Source organism: Galactobacillus timonensis (assembly GCF_900240265.1).
GTDB lineage: Bacteria > Bacillota_I > Bacilli_A > Erysipelotrichales > Erysipelotrichaceae > Bulleidia > Bulleidia timonensis.
On sequence record NZ_LT964739.1, the window covers coordinates 1,505,454 to 1,520,934 of the forward strand.

The window sequence follows — 15,481 nt, forward strand, 5'->3', positions numbered from 1 at the left end:
TATGCAGACATGGGCGATCGTTGCGATCATTGCGGTCATTGCGGCGGATGTGATTTTTGAACTGTATTCCCGCAATCGGCAGAACAGCCTTTCAAAGAAGGCGATGGAACTGATGATGGAGGGAAAGTACAGCGAAGTGGAGGAACTGGCGGATTCGAAGGAGATGATGCGCAGCTTTCCTCCCTACAACCGTCTGTATCTGAAGCTGAACTGCGCCATGATGCAGCAGAAGAACAAGGAGACGGAAGCGCTTCTCAAAGAGTTTGAAACGATCCGTATGAATGACAGCCAGAGGACGGCTCTCTACAGCATGGCGTTTCAGTACTATCTTCCTTTGGAGGAACAGTCGCTCTGTGCCGATTACAAGCTCAAGATCGACGGCCTCAAGGGCAGCGAGAAGCTGAAGAAGTATGCGGATCGTGCCTATGACGTTGTGTATAAGAAAGATACATCGCATCTTGAGGAACTGAAGGCGGAAACGGCGGCACTGCCGATTGAGCAGCGCGGCTCAAATGATTATCTGATTGCCCAGATCTATAAGAATCTGGGGGATCAGGACAATCAGCAGGCATGGATGATGCAGATGCAGAAAGATCTTGCGGCGGCTGTGGATTCGAGCCGGAATCAGTCGCAGCAGCAGAATCAATAAATAGTACAGGAAGAGGATCTGTCCGCGGGCAGGTCCTTTCGTTTTGAACGGGAAGAAGAAATATAAGAAAAGCCCGGGAATTCGATTACTCCCGGGCAGAATTGCAGTGTGTGATCAGTCGCTGTTTCCGCTTACCTGTCCGAAGTCGGGTAGGGGGTTGCCAGGATCGTCGGCAGACAGTTTTCCTTCAATGAAATGCTTGCGGCACAGGGCAATGTAGCTGTCATTGGCGCCGAGCATAATCTGCTGGCCGGCACGAACGATGCCGCGTTCATTGTAGCGGGCGTTGCAGATGGCTTTCTTTCCGCACCAGCATACGGTTTTGACTTCGCGGATTTCGTCGGCGATTTCCATCAGCCGCAGAGAACCGGGGAAGAAATGGAGCTGAAAGTCTGTGCGCAGACCGTAGCACAGTACAGGAACATTAAGCTGATCAACGATGCGGGCAAGAAAGTCGATTTCTTCCGGCCTGGCAAACTGGATTTCATCGACGATGATCGCATCATAGGTGGAAAGCTCCGCGTCACTTTTGGCGCATACATCCGTTAAGAGGAGGCACTCTTTCTGTAAGCCGATGCGGGAGCGGATGATGTTCTGTCCGTCGCGTGAGTCGATGTTGGTTTTGGCGAGCAGAACCTTCTGCCCGCGTTCGCGGTAATTATATTCGGCCATGAGGGCGTTGGCACTTTTGCTGGAGCCCATGGCGCCATAATAAAAATAGAGTTTTGCCATATGATGAATCCTTCCTGTTTTCGCTGGAAAGATTCTACCATGCCGTAAGCCGCCAGACACATGGAGATGGAAACAATCGATCCAACTCAATTCCTGATGGTGCTGCCTGATAAGGATTGCGGTTCTCTTTGCGTCTTGACAAGGGTCTTCTGCGCGGCTGAGAAATACCTAAACTATTCAAAACAAGGTGCTTATACTTTTGACCTCCATGCATAGCGGATGAAATAACAGGGGCGACGTATGGATGATAAATGGAATGGATTTGAGTTGCTGGACTGCGATTTTGCTCAGTGGTATTTTGTCCGTCAGTGCCGTGCTGAAAATGATGATGAAGGAGGTTCTGAGGGTATCACATCCTGATTATGGATACGTTTATGATCTGCCTCCGGCGATAAAAGAGTACCTTGCCGAGATCCAGGGAAAAGCCGGTAAATAAACTTCACAGATACAAAAATGCACCGTGTACCTGCATCAGAGATGGGTGTACACGGTGCATGGAAACGCGGGTCAGCCGATCTTGCGGGCAAGCCAGATAACGAGGCAGGCACCGGTAATGGAAATCAGTACGGAACCGATGATATTGATGGATTTGATGCCGATCAGGGTGCCGAGAAAACCGCCGAGAAAAGAGCCGGCGACTCCGAGCAGAAGATTCTTCTTCCAGTCGGATGTGTCCATGTGATTGAGCTTTGCGGCTGCGTAGCCGGCAAGCAGGCCGACAATCAGTGTACGGATGATAAACCAGAGCATTGTTATTTCCTCCATTCATTTTTGTTTATGCGTAAACTATAGCACCTGTGAGAGCGCGTGTTGATTTTCGGCAGGTGTATTGAATTTGAGGCATAAGTCCGTTAAAATGAGGCCGCTTGACAGTGATGGAGAAGGGAATGTTTCATGAGCCCGGGTAGCGAGTCCGGATGGTGAAAGCGGACGGGGCGGGAAGCGTTCAGAAGGCCTCCGGAGTTGGCCGCAGTCCTGCGATAGAGGCGCAATGAGGCGGATGGATTGAGCATCCGTAAATAAGGGTGGTACCACGACGAGCGCTCGTCCCTTTGGGAGGCGCTTTTTTGTGAGGAGAGAGATCATGAGTGAAGAAGAAATGACCAAGGAAGAAAAGCAGCGTTTGAAGGAAGAACGGCGCAAGGCATTCGAAGCGGCGCATCCGGAACTTGCCGCAAAGCGCAAGGAAGCGGCCGAGAAGCGTGACAAGGTAAAGGAAAAGATTACGGCTGCGGTGCAGAATGCGCATGAAATGGATCTGTCGGATCAGGAGGCGGCACGCCGTCAGAAGATGGAGCAGCTGCGTGCCCAGGGAATTGATCCGTTTGGACAGGCCTATGATCAGACGGACCATGCAGCAGATCTGCGTGCAAAGTATGGCGATGATTCTGCGGAAGATCTGGTGAAGGAAGATGTTCATGTTTCGATCGCCGGCCGCATCATGACGAAGCGGCGGATGGGCAAGCTTGGCTTTGTGACGCTGCTGGACCGTTCGGGCCGCATTCAGGTTGTAATCAATCAGCGGATTGTCGGTGATGCGGTATATGAGCTGTTCAAGTCGGCAGACCTGGGCGATATCATCGGCGTCAAGGGTGTCGTGATCAAGACGCAGACCGGAGAGCTTTCGGTGGAGGCGCATGATTATACGCATCTTTGCAAGGCGCTGCGTCCGCTGCCGGAGAAGTTCCATGGTCTACAGGATAAGGAAGAACGCTACCGCCGCCGTTACCTCGATCTGATCATGAACGATCGTTCGCGTGAGATCGCAATGCTGAGGCCGCGGATCATTCGTGCCATTCAGCACTATATGGACAGCCAGGGCTATATTGAAGTTGAGACGCCGGTGCTGCAGCCGATTCTAGGCGGTGCCAATGCGCGTCCGTTTGTGACGCATCATAATGCGCTGGACAAGGATTTCTATCTGCGAATTGCGACGGAGCTTCCTTTGAAGCGTCTGGTTGTCGGTGATCTGGAACGTGTCTATGAAATTGGCCGCGTGTTCCGCAATGAGGGCATGGATCTGAAGCATAATCCGGAATTTACGACGATGGAGGCATACTGTGCCTATTCGGATCTGGAAGGGATGATGAAGCTGAACGAAGGTCTCTTCGAGAGCGTTGCCAATGAAGTGTTCCATCGTACAACATTCGAGTTCATGGGTAAGACCGTGAACCTGGCGGGACCTTACAAGCGCTGGAACATGGTCGATGCGGTCAAGGAAGTGACGGGTGTTGACTTCTGGCAGCCGATGAGTGTCGAAGATGCGCTGAAGCTGGCAAAGGAGCATAACGTTGAGGTTGCGCCGCATCAGCATACGGTTGGCAACATCATTTCGCTGTTCTTTGATCAGTTCTGCGAGGACAAGATCGAGCAGCCGACCTTTGTCTGGGGTCATCCGATTGAGATTTCGCCGCTGGCCAAGAAGAATCCAAAGGATCCGCGGTTTACGCAGCGCTTTGAGCTTGAGATCATGGGCGTCGAATTCGATAACGCGTTCTCGGAGCTCAATGATCCGATTGACCAGCGCAAGCGGTTTGAAGATCAGCTGAAGGCAAAGGCAATGGGCGATGAAGAAGCTGCCGAAATGGATGAGGATTACGTCGAAGCTCTGGAGTATGGTCTGGCGCCGACGGGCGGTATCGGTTTCGGCATTGACCGGCTTGTGATGTTACTGTGCGGATGCGACAGTATCCGTGATGTTCTCCTGTTCCCGACGATGAAGCCAAGAAGCGAATAAACCGCATAACAAAGCCTGTTTTCTAAGATAATTGTAAAGATTTACCAATTATTTACCAATTACTTGAAGAAGAGGTGTTGACGGAGATGATCTACAAGTGGTCATCTTCGTTTTTGTGTGGGATACATGGTAGCTTCGGTTATGGTATTTCGTCTGCTTGGGTTTGCTAGCAGTTGCGATTTGTAGGAAAATAAAAAATAATGTTGTATTAATGCGATCAATGGATGGAGATGGGGGAATTCAAATGGCAGTGTTGGATGATCTAATAAATCAGATAGAAGATAAGAAGCTGCGAGATCGTATCCGGTACGAAGTTGCCAGAGTGACAAAACAGAGAAAATTCGGCCTTGTTTTCGAAAATCATATTCCTGAATGTACACCGTTGTATGGAACTGAAATCAAAAAAGGACGGACTGTTGCCCTGAAAAACGGAGAACTTAATGATTTGTATAACGTTGTCAGCATAGATGGCGACAATGTTCTGTGTCAGAACAGAAAGAGCGGTGAAACAAGGCTGATGTCGGCTAACGACATTGTTGCTGTTGCAAAATTTGGTGATCCGATCTATCCATATTTACAGAAAATTGACAGTGTTGAAAATGCACCGGATAGCGATCTATGGCATACGCTGATCGAAGCAGACAACTACCATGCTCTGCAACTACTGGAGTATCTGTATGCCGGAAAGGTTGACTGTATTTATATTGATCCTCCATATAACACTGGAGCTCGCGACTGGAAATATAACAACAACTATGTGGATAGTAATGATGCTTACAGACACAGTAAGTGGCTGTCGTTCATGGAAAAGCGTTTGAAGTTGGCGAAGAAGCTGTTGAATCCGAAAGACTCCGTGCTGATTGTTACAATCGATGAAAAGGAATATCTGCATCTAGGAATGCTGCTGGAACAAATGTTTCCGGAAGCAAGGATTCAGATGATTTCAAGTGTCATTAACCCTAAAGGGACTGCAAGAAAGAATGAATTCAGTCGTGTAAACGAGTTCATTTATTTTGTGATGATCGGCAATTGTGAAATCTGCAAGACTGGTTCAGATATGCTCACCAAGGATATTTCTAATGATACCAATGTGCGCTGGAGAGGCTTTTTGAGAAACGGAAAAAAAGGTATCAGATCAGCAAATCCTGGATCATGGTATCCAATATATTTCAATGTCAGCGACGATACGTTTAATTCTGTCGGTGATACTGTTTATGAAAATGATCCTGTCCCAAAAGCGCCTGACGGAACATATGCTGTTTGGCCGCCTGTAAGACACGGTCAGGAATATAGCTGGGCAATGGTTCCGTCTACTTTTAGAGAACTATATAGGATCGGAGCTATCAAATTCGGTAAACCTGGTAAAGGCAAAGGTTGTTCGATTTCATATCTTACAAGTAATCAGCTTCAAGCAATAAAAGATGGGAAAATTATAGTTGCAGGTCATGATAATAACGGTTCGATGATCGTTAAATATTCTGATACATCGAAGACGACGGCACCAAAGACTATATGGAATTTATCGACACATGACGCCGGAACATTTGGTACTAATGTTGTAAATGATATTATTTCTTCGAGAAATTTCACATTTCCGAAGTCATTATATGCAGTGCACGATTGCATAAGGTTTTATACAGCAAATAAGCCCGACGCGTTGATTGTTGATTTCTTTGCCGGTAGTGGTACGACGCTTCATGCTGTCAACTTGCTGAACGCAGAAGATGGAGGCCATCGCAGGTGTATTATGGTGACAAATAATGAAGTCTCTGACGCAGAAGCTAAGGTGCTTACAAATAATGGCTATCACCCGGGCGACGAAGAATGGGAAAAGCTTGGTATTGCGAGATATGTTACATGGCCTCGCACGGTCTGCTCCATTAGAGGCCATAATGTAGACGGGAATCCGTTGAAAGGCAATTATATTGGTCTAGACGGTCAGAAAGTTTCCGGGCAACCTATGTCTGATGGTTTCAAAGCTAACTGCATTTACTTCAAGCTTGGCTTCCTTGATAAGAACACTGTTGCTCTTGGAAGGCAGTTCTGTGAACTTGTTCCGATTCTCTGGATGAAGGCTGGTGCTATCGGACCATGTCCAGAACTAGACCCCAAGACGGTTCCTTCTATGCTGATGAGGCCAGGAAATCATTTTGCAATTCTTGTCAGGACTTCACATTTTGCGGATTTCAAAGAAAAATTGGCAGAACACCCTGAGATCAATACGGTATTTATTGTCACTGATTCACACGAGGAATATAGGGCGATCACATGCAATCTGAATGTTCCTCATATCTATCAGCTGTACAGAGACTATCTTGATAATTTCAAGATCAATGGAAGGATTGATGAAGAATGAAAAATGTAAATCTATTTGATTTTCAGCTCAGTGCAGTTGATAACCTCCGCACGAAGATTGATATGGCTCATGCTGCGTGGACGATAGGACAGACACCGCAGGTTATTTCGTTCTCCGCACCGACAGGTTCGGGTAAAACAATAATCATGACAGCCTTGTTTGAGCAGATTCTGTTTGGCGATGCAACCCACGAAGCGGATCCTGCAGCCCGGTTCCTCTGGCTTTCCGATAGTCCTGATCTGAATGAACAGACAAGACTGAAAATTGAAAGCAAGTCTGATATGATCCGCATCAATCAGCTGGTTGATGTGGATCCCAGCTTTGCCGAGGACGAACTGGAAGCTGGGTGCGTGTATTTCATCAACACGCAGAAGCTCGGCAAGGATAAGCAACTTACGACGGTATCCGATATGCGTCAGCACACGTTCTGGGAGATTGTTGATCATACGGCAAAGGAACACCCTGGGCACTTGTATCTTGTCATTGATGAAGCACATAAAGGCACGAAGAATGACCGTGAAGCAAAGCAGGCCCAGTCTATTATGCAGAAGTTTGTGCTTGGCAGTGACGAAGACGGGATCGATGCACTTCCACTTATTATCGGCATATCGGCAACATCACGGCGCTTTGAACGTCTTGTCAACAATTCACTGTCCACGCTGAGCCGTGTGACTGTTTCGGCCGCAGAAGTCAGAGAATCCGGGTTGCTGAAGGATGATGTCGTCATGAATTATCCTGATCTTGCTTTCACTCCGGATATGGCAATGATGGAAGCCGCTGCGGATGACTGGGCGGAGAAGAGATATCACTGGTATATCCATAACAAGAATAATAATGAACCGTATGTTGAACCGATTCTGATTGTGCAGGTTGAAGACGGCGATAAGATGAATCCAACAGACACGCCTCTTGACGAATGCCTGAAAATCATTGAAAAGCATTCCGGTCTTAAGTTCCAGCCTGGGAATGTTGCACATACCTTCAATGGCTTTGGCACCCTTACTGTCAATGGGCTTCCGATCTATTACATTGATCCGGCACGTATTGAAGAAAACAAGTCGATTAAGGTTGTGTTCTTCAAAATGAATCTTTCCACTGGGTGGGACTGCCCTCGAGCAGAGTCCATTATGTCTTTCCGCAGAGCAACAGATGCTACATACATCGCTCAGCTTCTCGGGCGGATGGAACGCACACCAATGGCAAAACGGATTCCCGGTGATATGGTTCTTAACAATGTTCAGTTGTTCCTGCCGCATTTTGATGATAATACCGTCGAATCTGTCATTGCCGCATTAAAGGATAACGATGATGACGGTGAAACAGTAGCGAATATCACAACGGCGAAAGCAACAAGCGTTTATTACGCTGAAGACCCACAGACTGAAGACGGCACAGGAACTCCAAAAAAGCCCGAATCAGAGCAAACCGTATCTACCGCTATGAATCAGCCACATGAACAGGAAAAGCCTCAGAACATGACTGGAAATGAGCCATACAACGTCATGAGTGATGACTTTGGCAATCAGGATAAGAAAGATGACAAACATGATCCAGAAAGAACAGAAACGGCACCTGATATTCCTGCTGATCCGAAGACATTGCCGCATGTACAGCATACTTCACCTGTTCCAAACGGGAAGACAGAAGGAGTGCGAAGCGGAAGCAGTGCAGAGACAACATCGGTTATGGTACCGGGCGGCGCTTCTTTCCAGGCAGTATCTGCACCAGCAGGGAAGACGATCAATCGGAAAGAGATTCTCAAAGCTGTCGCTAATGCAAACCTCACTTCTTACAGTGTTACGGTATCTAGAAAGAGACCATATCTGAAATCTCTACTCATGCTGGCCCGAATGCTTATGATGTCGAAAATCTATACGGAGGCTTCTGTAGACGCCCGGACTATGGTTATAGAGGAAATCCATAGCTTCGTTGAAAAGCTGAAGGCAGAAGGAAGCTATGATGAAGCGGCAAACAAGTTCCGCACGTTTGAGCTGAAGTCTACCGTTATTGATGCATTCGGTGAAAAGCATGACGATACTATAAACACGAAGTCAATGCTTACAACGGATGCGGATATTGAAAAACAGTTTGATATTGCAAACAGCAAACTCGGTGAAGGGCTTGGGCATGCATATCTGGCAAAATATGCTGACTTCGATGATATCAATGCTTCCAGGCTTGAAGTTGTCGTGTTTGTAAACAACGTTGCTGGAATGACAGAACTTGAGAAAAAAGCCGAAAACATGTTCAACTCAATGTTCAACACGTATCGCCCGGCTATCGTATCCTCTCATAACGAAAAACTGATCGGTGAGTTCAACAGTATCAGCATCCAGTCTTCATACGCTGCTCCGACCGTATTTATGCTGCCGGAATCAGCAGACTTCCCTGAGAGCCATAATGGGAAAATATACACTGATCACCTTTACGGAAAGAACGGTGTGATTCGTATTGATCTGAATCCATGGGAAGCCGGAGTAGTTGCTGAAGAGGAAAAGCGCTCGGACTTTGTCGGCTGGCTTCGCAATGTGGACCGCAAATCCTGGGCATTGTGCATCCCTTACAAGATGGATGGTGTTGCGCATGCTTCATACCCGGACATCATTGTATTCCGCAAAAATGGTTTTTCTGACTACCTGATTGATATTCTTGAACCGCATCTTGCTTCAGATAAAGACAACGTGTATAAAGCAATCGGATTTGCTGAGTACGCTGATCTCCATTGGAATTCTGCGTTGGGTCGCATGCAGCTGATTCGCCAGGACAAGGCGGTAGACGGAAAAAACCACTTCAAGCGTCTGGATATGGGGGATATCGGTGTTCGCAACAAGGTGCTGCAGATTACGACTAATGCAGAGTTAGATAATCTTTTTGACCAATATGGGTATTTTGAAAATTGATTGTTTTTTGCTTGTTGCATCATGAAGATAAAATACAAAATGCAGCTATCTGTGGGAATTCTTGCAGGGTTTGTAATTATGATATAATTAAGATGTCTGATAAAGGCGATGCTGAAAACAGACGATTGGGGCATATTCAAATTTTTGATTTCTGAATTCTATTGTAGTGTGTTGTAAGAGCAGAGCCCCTGCACATCCGAGTGCCTGCCAGCACATGATATCTGGTGAACGGATTCCTCATCAGTGTTCTAGAGACCACACTCGTTCCCGATTACGGAGATCGGTAATAGAGAGGGCGGTATTTACTACAGAGTTCCGACCTGGCAATCTATTTTTAACGGAGACAGCATATGCTGTCTTTTTGTGTTCTCGGGTCAGTAAATGTTCCGAGAAGACCTAATAAATGGAATTCCTGCCGGAGCGATGTCATTTGCATGCATGTATTATAGGAAGGAGGGATTGTATGAAGTTTAGTATTGCTTCAACTTGCATCACTGACTGCTTCGCTTCATATCCAACTTGTTCAATCCATCATCCTTCCGCGCAGGAGCATCCTTTTTAGTCGATCGACATGAGCAGACAGCGGCCAGAAATGACGCCGCAGCTCAGGATTGAATTGAAAAATATCATGGATCAACATACAGCACAGTATGTCCGAATGAATATGTTGTTCGAAACATTGAAATCTGCTGGCTTTACGCAGCAGTATATTGCAAATCAGAGCGGTGTATCTAAGCAATCCATTTCACGGCTAAAAATCCCCTGCGGAATTTCTGGTAACCCTAAGGTTGATACTCTTGTTTATATTGCTGAGGCACTTCAGTTTGATAAGGATTTGACCAGATCGTTAGTCAATATGTACTATCCGTCTGTTATTGATTCATTGGAGAAAATCGAAAGAAACAGGTTTGCAGATTAAGAAGTTGTAGTCCTATTTTCTCTAAATTGTAATGACTATGTTTTCGCCTATTATTGAATGTGCAGATAGTGATTGATTAATGCGCTATCAGTGAAGAATGCTGATGGCGCTTTTATTTTGCTTTTTCCTTCCCTGATGAGTCTAAGAAAAGTCCCGTGCATTGGACAAATGGCCTTTCTGGCAGTGGTGAAATATAAGCAGAAAGGAGGTAATCCTATGGAAATCAGAAAAGTGTTGAAGGATCCGGCTGAGATGGGTGAGATGTGGCTGACCCGCGTGCGTGGGGTCTACTCGTATGAGAATGGCAGTCGTACGGATAAGGTTATCGGCTACAAGTATACCATCGTCTTCATTGATCAGGATGGCGATGCAGCAGATTTCAAGATCCTGGGCGAGAAGCAGATGGAGAATCCCGATGGGCACGTCGAGGTTGAGCTGATCGAGCCGGAGTGGGTTCCGTACACCATGAACAATCGGGTTCAGCTCGCTGCGCGGGCCAAAGGCATCAGGCCTGTCAAGGGCTGATCAATAACCGCCGGGCCGCCAGGATTAGGAATCAACCCGTTCAAGGGTTATTCCCCTGGCGATGCCCAGGCGGCTTTTCTTCAGGGGGCTAGTATTACCCCCTGAAGATGTTATGTAGCATGTAGCGGAAATGAAGAGAGGAGATAAATGGGAAACAATACACAGTCTAGAAAATATCTGCTGACGATTAATAATCCGGTGGATCATCATGTGACGCATGAGACGCTGAAGGATACCCTGAATGCCATGAACTGCACCTACTGGGCTATGTGTGATGAGGTTGGGGAAAAAGGGACACCGCATACGCATGTATATCTGGTAAGAAAGTCACCGATTCGGTTTGATACGATGAAGAGAAAATTTCCGGCAGCACACATTGATACTGCCTACGGAACTTCAACGGAAAACCGCGATTACCTTTTGAAGCAGGGAAAGTGGACTGAAACGAAGAAGAGTGAAACATCTGTTGAGGGGTCGTTCGAAGAATTTGGGGAGCTTCCTAATGAAGCACTTGATGATCTTAGCGTTCATGAAAAGTTGATTGACTTGATCGATCAGGGAAGGTCAAATGCGGAGATCATTAAGGAGCTGCCGCAGAGTGTATATCACGTCAAGGATATGGATATGATCCGTCAGTCGTTGCTTGCTGAAAAGTATCGTAGGGAATTCCGGGAGCTGAACGTTACGTACATCTTTGGGCCGTCAACTGTGGATATCACTGGTTTGATCTATAGCAGGCATGATCCAGGGGGAATTTTCCGAATCACAAACTACCGCAACGGGCATGGGTTGAGCTTTGACCAGTATTTTGGCGAGGATGTGGTTGTCTTCGAAGAATTCCATAGTGAAGTGCCGATCACTACGATGCTGCCGATGATTGACAGGTATCCGCTTTATCTTCCAGCGCGGTATGCAGATAAGGTCGCCTGTTACTCATATGTGTATTTTGCGTCTGATATTCCGCCGGAGCTCCAGTATCAGGATCAGGCGTTTCGCAATACCGAGATGTATCAGCTCTTCCTGGCAAGGATTAACAATATCGTCAAGATTGATAAAGAAGGAGAGATGCAGGTTCTGAAGGGAACATGGGAGGTAAAAAATGAGTAGATTTTTGATTTGGGCATGGCATGGCTTGCTGAAAGCTACCCATGATATTAAAAAAGCCGGAGGGCTGGCTGGGTACCTTACCCTCATGGCTTGGCTTGTGACACACTCGGATAAAGTGTTCCACATCGACAATCATAACACGATCGAGCTGACCGGTCTCCTCATTGTGGAGTATCGGCTTATGCTTATCATGGCAATGATCATCGGCGCATTTGTGATTTTGATCCTGTATGGGATGCCAATACAAGCAATCGGAAAGACGAAAGCACTGGAACGAATTGGAATGAAAAATCACAGAGGCGAGATTCCGTGTTTAGTTGGATATAAACGAGAAGGAAGAATCGAGCAGTACGAGTTCACATCGTGTGGAATTCCACTTGAAGACTGGGAAAAACATCAGGTTGACTTGGAAGCGATTCTGAACTTGATGATTGATCAGTTCAAATATACTCATGGTACACGGCACGTAGTAATCACCGCTGTATCTGCGGTAAATGCCCTCCCCGATATGATCAGATGGACTGACTGGAATATTCCGCCTGGAGACTTCTTACTTGCCCTTGGAGAGGGAATTGCAGGAAAGAAAACAGTAGACCTAGCTATTTCTAATTCAATCTTAATCGGAGGCAGCACCGGCTCTGGAAAATCAGTACTTCTGAGATCGCTGCTATATCAGGCTTATCGAAAGGGTGCAGATATCATATTAGCGGATTTCAAGGGAGGCGTAGATTATACAGACGTATGGAGCAAGATCTGTACGATCATCGTTGATCCTGACACGTTGGAAACGCAACTCCAGTTGATGGTAAAAGAGCTTGAAGAACGCAAGATACTGTTCAAAAAGGAACAGGTCAGAAATATCAGAGAATACAATAAAGTGCACCCTGAGAAACGAATAAAGCGTGTAATCTTCGCTTGTGATGAGGTAGCTGAGCTTCTAGACAAAACCGGAGCAGATAAATCAAGGAAAGAACAGATCACACGCATTGAAGGATATTTGTCAACAATTGCTCGCCAGGGTCGTGCGTTTGGCCTGCATCTGATACTAGCAACACAGAGACCGGATGCGAACATTCTGACCGGCCAGATCAAAAACAACATCGACTGCCGCATTTGCGGGACAGCGGATAATGTCCTCTCCATGATCATTCTAGACAATACTGAAGCTGCGGATAAAGTTCCGAGAGACGTTCAGGGACGATTTATTACCCGAGAGGGGATTATCTTCCAGGGATATTATCTGACTGATGAGGACGTCGAAAACGGGTCCTACTGAGGTCTGGAGGCACTAAATGGCGCAGGATGAACTTGAGAATATTGATCGGATCATTGAAGCGCTGGATCGTTCCTGTTATGTTCCACCATGGCGGAAAATGAATCTGACTATCGAGGAAGCGGCTGAATACTCTGGAATTGGCCGCAATAAACTTCGCGAGTTGACGGATGATGAAAGCTGTGATTTCGTGCTCTGGGTTGGATCGAAGCGAATGATCAAGCGTGTGCAATTCGAAGAATACATGCGCAAGCAATACTCAATTTAACGGTAAAGAGAAGAGGAATGTACTCACTATGTTATCATATGGGTACACCTCTTCTTCTGTTAGAAAGGAGAAATATGAATCGAAAAGAAAGAAGAAGAGATAGTAAAAACCGTGTACTGAAAACCGGTGAGTATCAGCGTGCAAATGGAACATATGAGTATCGGTGGACAGATAAGATTGGACGTAGACATGCTGTCTATGCCCCATCATTGACAGAACTGCGGGATAAAGAAGAAGAGATCGTTAAGAGCAGCATCGAAGGTAAGAGAGTTGATGCAAATAAGCTGACTGTCGATGATGTATATCAGATGTGGTGTGATCTTAAGCGGGGGCTGAAAGAAAATACCTTTTCAAACTACCGCTATATGTATGAGATGTTTGTTAAGGATACGCTGGGGAGGTGCAGAATCGTCGACCTGAAGCGTTCCGATATCAGAGGATTCTACAATTCCTTGCATGATGTGAGAGGACTGAAGCCGGCAACTATCGATTGTGTGCATACGGTTCTGCATCAGGTCTTAGACATCGCAGTAGATGATGAGTATATCCGTTACAACCCTTGTGACAAAGCACTGAAAGAGCTTAAAAAGGCGTATTCAAACGAGAACGGAAAAAAAACTGCACTGACCGTTCCCCAGATGACATTGCTGCTAAGATACCTGAAGAACAGCAATCAGTACCGCCATTGGTATCCAATCATCGTTACCATGATCTACACGGGTATGCGGATTGGAGAAATCACCGGCTTGCGTTGGGAAGATGTTGACATGGAAAACGGGCTGATCCATGTAACACATACCCTGGTATATTACAGCAAGCGAGAGAAAGGAAAAGACAATCACCAGATATTTGCCATCAATTCCCCGAAGACACCAGCTGGATATCGCACTATTCCGATGCTTCCGATTGTAAAGGAGGCGTTGAATATGCAACGGGAATATCTGGATGAAGCAGGCATTTCGTGTAAGGTTACAATCGATGGATACACCAACTTTGTCTTCTTGAATAGATTCGGTGAAACATTGCACCAGGGCACGGTAAATAAGGCGCTGAGAAGGATTATTCGTGACTGCAATTTTGAAGTAATGGATAAAGAGGAACTTTGCGACAAGACAGTACTGCTCCCACAATTTTCATGTCATACGCTAAGACATACAATGTCGACCAGAATGAATGAAGCGGGAATTAACGACAAGGTACGAATGGCTGTAATGGGGCATACGGATATCAAAGTGACGCAAGATATTTATACTGATGTATTCGATGATTATGCAGCGTCGGAGCTGGCAAAGATGGATAAGTTTGCTAAAGAATAGTGGTTTACCACAACCTTACCAAATAAATATGACACATATGGAAACATATAAGAAGATATAAATGTGTGCATGTTTAGAAAGGGCAGAGATAATAACCTATAACAGTATATAATAAGTTATGGGAAAGGGAATTGTTATTCCCGACAATGAAGCCAAGAGAAGGCGACAAGAAGGCGGCTTCGGCAGAACCGGCTGAAAGCAATGTTGCTGCAGAAACTGAGAGCGCCGAAGAAAAGACGCAGGAGAATTGCTTCTTTACGCCGAACGAGAAGATTGACTTCTCCGGTGTGACGATTGAACCGCTGTTTGCGGATCAGGTGGATTTCGATACCTTCAGCAGGTCGGATTTCCGGGCTGTGAAGGTCAAGGAATGCACAGCAGTACCGAAGTCAAAGAAGCTGCTGAAGTTTGTGCTCGATGATGGTACGGGGACAGACCGTGTCATTCTCTCTGGCATTCATGCATATTATGAGCCGGAGGAACTGGTGGGGAAGACATTGATTGCGATCGTCAACCTGCCGGCGCGTTCCATGATGGGCATCGACTCCTGCGGCATGCTCCTGTCTGCGGTGAACGAGAAAAACGGTGAGGAAGAGCTCCATCTTCTGATGGTGGACAACCACATCCCGGCAGGCGCGAAGCTGTATTGATCCAAAAAATAAAGAGGTGCTTCTTTCCCGGTGCTGATGGGAAAGAGGC

14 protein-coding genes and 1 pseudogene are annotated in these 15,481 nt (G+C 46.4%); 13 read left to right on the forward strand and 2 right to left on the reverse strand.

The window, feature by feature from the left end; genetic code table 11:
* Position 1 precedes the first annotated feature (1 nt).
* On the forward strand, positions 2–649 hold the full coding sequence (locus C1714_RS07125; protein WP_102342536.1) for a hypothetical protein: 648 nt from the start codon (positions 2–4) through the stop codon (positions 647–649).
* Positions 650–763: 114 nt separating this feature from the next.
* On the opposite strand, the gene C1714_RS07130 is transcribed toward C1714_RS07125, so the two are convergent.
* On the reverse strand, positions 764–1,381 hold the full coding sequence (locus tag C1714_RS07130; RefSeq protein ID WP_102342537.1) for a thymidine kinase: 618 nt from the start codon (positions 1,379–1,381) through the stop codon (positions 764–766).
* Between the two features lie 244 nt (positions 1,382–1,625).
* On the opposite strand from C1714_RS07130, the gene C1714_RS07135 reads away from it, so the two are divergent.
* Positions 1,626–1,817, forward strand: coding sequence for a hypothetical protein (locus C1714_RS07135; protein ID WP_102342538.1), 192 nt, complete (start codon positions 1,626–1,628; stop codon positions 1,815–1,817).
* 71 nt (positions 1,818–1,888) lie between these two features.
* On the opposite strand, the gene C1714_RS07140 is transcribed toward C1714_RS07135, so the two are convergent.
* Positions 1,889–2,131, reverse strand: coding sequence for a GlsB/YeaQ/YmgE family stress response membrane protein (locus C1714_RS07140; protein WP_167849966.1), 243 nt, complete (start codon positions 2,129–2,131; stop codon positions 1,889–1,891).
* 502 nt (positions 2,132–2,633) lie between these two features.
* Between C1714_RS07140 and lysS the strand changes: the two genes are divergently transcribed.
* From lysS to C1714_RS07190, 11 genes and pseudogenes are all read left to right on the forward strand, one after another.
* Complete coding sequence (gene lysS / locus C1714_RS07145) at positions 2,634–4,118, forward strand: lysine--tRNA ligase (RefSeq protein WP_102343171.1); 1,485 nt, start codon at positions 2,634–2,636, stop codon at positions 4,116–4,118.
* Positions 4,119–4,362: 244 nt separating this feature from the next.
* A complete protein-coding gene (locus tag C1714_RS07150) occupies positions 4,363–6,474 on the forward strand; it encodes a site-specific DNA-methyltransferase (RefSeq protein WP_102343172.1) in 2,112 nt (703 codons plus the stop codon).
* Between the two features lie 62 nt (positions 6,475–6,536).
* Positions 6,537–7,034: pseudogene (locus C1714_RS14665) on the forward strand (DEAD/DEAH box helicase family protein); the annotation flags it as partial.
* 165 nt (positions 7,035–7,199) lie between these two features.
* Positions 7,200–9,374 carry a hypothetical protein gene (locus C1714_RS07155; RefSeq protein WP_245305074.1) on the forward strand — a complete coding sequence of 725 codons (2,175 nt, stop codon included), beginning with the start codon at positions 7,200–7,202 and terminating at the stop codon, positions 9,372–9,374.
* A gap of 571 nt (positions 9,375–9,945) precedes the next feature.
* The gene (locus tag C1714_RS07160) at positions 9,946–10,293 is read left to right on the forward strand and encodes a helix-turn-helix domain-containing protein (RefSeq protein WP_135567916.1); all 348 of its coding nucleotides are present in this window, start codon (positions 9,946–9,948) and stop codon (positions 10,291–10,293) included.
* A 216-nt stretch (positions 10,294–10,509) separates the two neighbouring features.
* Positions 10,510–10,818, forward strand: coding sequence for a hypothetical protein (locus C1714_RS07165; protein ID WP_102342542.1), 309 nt, complete (start codon positions 10,510–10,512; stop codon positions 10,816–10,818).
* 147 nt (positions 10,819–10,965) lie between these two features.
* Entirely contained in the window at positions 10,966–11,925 is a 960-nt protein-coding gene (locus C1714_RS07170; RefSeq protein WP_102342543.1) for a viral replication protein, read from the forward strand.
* Positions 11,918–13,201 carry an FtsK/SpoIIIE domain-containing protein gene (locus C1714_RS07175; RefSeq protein ID WP_102342544.1) on the forward strand — a complete coding sequence of 428 codons (1,284 nt, stop codon included), beginning with the start codon at positions 11,918–11,920 and terminating at the stop codon, positions 13,199–13,201. Before C1714_RS07170 ends, C1714_RS07175 begins: the two co-directional genes overlap by 8 nt.
* 16 nt (positions 13,202–13,217) lie before the next feature.
* Entirely contained in the window at positions 13,218–13,466 is a 249-nt protein-coding gene (locus C1714_RS07180) for an excisionase (RefSeq protein ID WP_210115268.1), read from the forward strand.
* 74 nt (positions 13,467–13,540) lie between these two features.
* Positions 13,541–14,782, forward strand: a complete 1,242-nt coding sequence (locus tag C1714_RS07185; RefSeq protein WP_102342545.1) for a tyrosine-type recombinase/integrase — start codon at positions 13,541–13,543, stop codon at positions 14,780–14,782.
* Positions 14,783–14,928: 146 nt separating this feature from the next.
* The gene (locus C1714_RS07190; RefSeq protein ID WP_102342546.1) at positions 14,929–15,432 is read left to right on the forward strand and encodes a methionine--tRNA ligase; all 504 of its coding nucleotides are present in this window, start codon (positions 14,929–14,931) and stop codon (positions 15,430–15,432) included.
* Positions 15,433–15,481: the final 49 nt, after the last annotated feature.

What these genes read in the sequence shown, in the direction of transcription:
- C1714_RS07125 (WP_102342536.1), top strand. Translation starts at nt 2, where the DNA reads ATGCAGACATGGGCGATCGTTGCGATCATTGCGGTCATTGCGGCGGAT.
- C1714_RS07130 (WP_102342537.1), bottom strand. Translation starts at nt 1,381, where the DNA reads ATGGCAAAACTCTATTTTTATTATGGCGCCATGGGCTCCAGCAAAAGT.
- C1714_RS07135 (WP_102342538.1), top strand. Translation starts at nt 1,626, where the DNA reads ATGATAAATGGAATGGATTTGAGTTGCTGGACTGCGATTTTGCTCAGT.
- C1714_RS07140 (WP_167849966.1), bottom strand. Translation starts at nt 2,131, where the DNA reads ATGCTCTGGTTTATCATCCGTACACTGATTGTCGGCCTGCTTGCCGGC.
- lysS (WP_102343171.1), top strand. Translation starts at nt 2,634, where the DNA reads ATGGATCTGTCGGATCAGGAGGCGGCACGCCGTCAGAAGATGGAGCAG.
- C1714_RS07150 (WP_102343172.1), top strand. Translation starts at nt 4,363, where the DNA reads ATGGCAGTGTTGGATGATCTAATAAATCAGATAGAAGATAAGAAGCTG.
- C1714_RS07155 (WP_245305074.1), top strand. Translation starts at nt 7,200, where the DNA reads ATGAATTATCCTGATCTTGCTTTCACTCCGGATATGGCAATGATGGAA.
- C1714_RS07160 (WP_135567916.1), top strand. Translation starts at nt 9,946, where the DNA reads ATGAGCAGACAGCGGCCAGAAATGACGCCGCAGCTCAGGATTGAATTG.
- C1714_RS07165 (WP_102342542.1), top strand. Translation starts at nt 10,510, where the DNA reads ATGGAAATCAGAAAAGTGTTGAAGGATCCGGCTGAGATGGGTGAGATG.
- C1714_RS07170 (WP_102342543.1), top strand. Translation starts at nt 10,966, where the DNA reads ATGGGAAACAATACACAGTCTAGAAAATATCTGCTGACGATTAATAAT.
- C1714_RS07175 (WP_102342544.1), top strand. Translation starts at nt 11,918, where the DNA reads ATGAGTAGATTTTTGATTTGGGCATGGCATGGCTTGCTGAAAGCTACC.
- C1714_RS07180 (WP_210115268.1), top strand. Translation starts at nt 13,218, where the DNA reads ATGGCGCAGGATGAACTTGAGAATATTGATCGGATCATTGAAGCGCTG.
- C1714_RS07185 (WP_102342545.1), top strand. Translation starts at nt 13,541, where the DNA reads ATGAATCGAAAAGAAAGAAGAAGAGATAGTAAAAACCGTGTACTGAAA.
- C1714_RS07190 (WP_102342546.1), top strand. Translation starts at nt 14,929, where the DNA reads ATGAAGCCAAGAGAAGGCGACAAGAAGGCGGCTTCGGCAGAACCGGCT.